3 protein-coding genes are annotated in these 1,462 nt (G+C 61.4%); 1 reads left to right on the top strand and 2 read right to left on the bottom strand.

Going from position 1 to position 1,462, the window contains the following annotated elements; all coding sequences use genetic code 11:
• Positions 1–76: 76 nt before the first annotated feature.
• Positions 77–829, bottom strand: a complete 753-nt coding sequence (locus ENZ75_RS31655; protein ID WP_082826542.1) for a GGDEF domain-containing protein — start codon at positions 827–829, stop codon at positions 77–79.
• On the opposite strand from ENZ75_RS31655, the gene ENZ75_RS34800 reads away from it, so the two are divergent.
• Positions 823–972, top strand: a complete 150-nt coding sequence (locus ENZ75_RS34800; protein ID WP_206617148.1) for a hypothetical protein — start codon at positions 823–825, stop codon at positions 970–972. The two genes, ENZ75_RS31655 and ENZ75_RS34800, sit on opposite strands and share 7 nt — an antisense overlap.
• Positions 973–980: 8 nt before the next feature.
• On the opposite strand, the gene ENZ75_RS31650 is transcribed toward ENZ75_RS34800, so the two are convergent.
• The coding region (locus ENZ75_RS31650) for a thermonuclease family protein (protein ID WP_164888168.1) at positions 981–1,462 on the bottom strand (482 nt) is incomplete at its 5' end.

Genomic DNA, 1,462 nt, shown 5'->3' with positions numbered 1-1,462 from the left:
CTTCTCGGGTTACCCCGCCGGCAGCGTGAGGGCGTCCGCGTCCGACAATTCCCCTGGCTCCGGTTCCCGGCGACTATCAGCTATGGAGATGCGTCAGCTCAAACGCGGCTCCGTCCTGGACGCCGGCCATGCGCTGCTCGGCGGACCGGAACATGTCCGCGAACTCCACCTGGTTCTCGAACACCACGCCGCCGACCTTGACCGTCAAGGCATCCTCGGTGCCTTTTGGCGCGAAATAGACTTGTGCGATGCGCGCCCTGATACGCTCGCCGATTTCCCTGGCTTCTGCTTCGGTCGCGCCGGCGAGGAAGACCCCGAACATCGACGTCCCCATGCGTCCAACCAGATCCTCCGCGCGCACTGACGATTGTATGGTTGAGGCTATGAGCCGCAAGGCTTGATCGCCCCATTCAAGACCAAAGCGCAGGTTGATGGACCGCAGATGCTCCGAATGGATGACCAGGAAGGCGCCGGATTTCGGCCCCGGCACCGACGGCCTTGCGGTTCTTTTTTCGACCATCGACGTGAAGACCGCTCCGTTCAGGCAGCCGGTCGTGGTGTCGAAGGTTGCCGACTTGTCGAGTTCCCGGCGATAGCGACGAAGCTCGATCTGTTTCAATCCAACGAACAGAAAAAGCGGAACACCAAGAACGACAGGCAACAGGATTGCCGTGACCATGCTGCGCCCAAATGGCGTCAGCGCCTCCGAGAACAGAAGCAGATAATTGAGACCGACGGAAACGCCCAGGATTGCAGCGGTTCCCAGAAAGGTCAGCAAAGCGACGCCTTTCCATGCCTGGTCGGTGGTGCTCGCCATAGTCTTTGTCACTGGCCGATCTCCTGTGGATGGGCTTGTATAAGGCCGGTGTGTTGCAATTTCAGTTTCAAGGAACATTGCAATTTAATCGATTGCGCGATGACCCCATCAAGGCTGCGCCCGTGGCGGTTAACAAACAAAACATCAGGGATTGAATGACAGCCTATTGTGCCGGGCCGAACATGCCCATCTCCGCGTCCCTGGCTGTCGCCTCCGCCTTGCCGTAGATGCCGCTCGGCAGCGCCGTGGCCCAGCCGTTGGAGACAAGCCAGGCGCCAACATCCTGCTTGCCCAGCCTGCACGGTGCGGCGACGGCAAAACGCTCGACGTCCGGCGGTACGAAACAGTGCAGCGCGCGTCCCCTCAGCCAGGAATTGAAAACGGCGCGGGCGCGTACGCCGCAAGGCCAGGTGACGTCATGAAACGAGCAGGAGCTGTCGAGATCGATGCCTCGCACTCCGCTGATGAACACCTTGCGGCCCATGGCTTCGAACATCGCCGATGATGTGACAACCGGGCGGTAGAGCAAGACCTCCCGCCAATCCCTGGGCATCGGCGTTTTCGGGGGCACGGCGAGACCGAGCTCGCTGAGCGGCGGACGGGGCTCGGCCCGTTCGATCTCAGCGGGATCAAGCCGTGGTGGAG

The organism is Mesorhizobium sp. M7A.F.Ca.CA.002.04.1.1, assembly GCF_004022805.1.
In the GTDB taxonomy this organism is placed as follows: domain Bacteria; phylum Pseudomonadota; class Alphaproteobacteria; order Rhizobiales; family Rhizobiaceae; genus Mesorhizobium; species Mesorhizobium ciceri.
The sequence above is the reverse complement of the archived record's forward strand: the minus strand, read 5'-3'. Positions and strand labels throughout refer to the sequence as shown.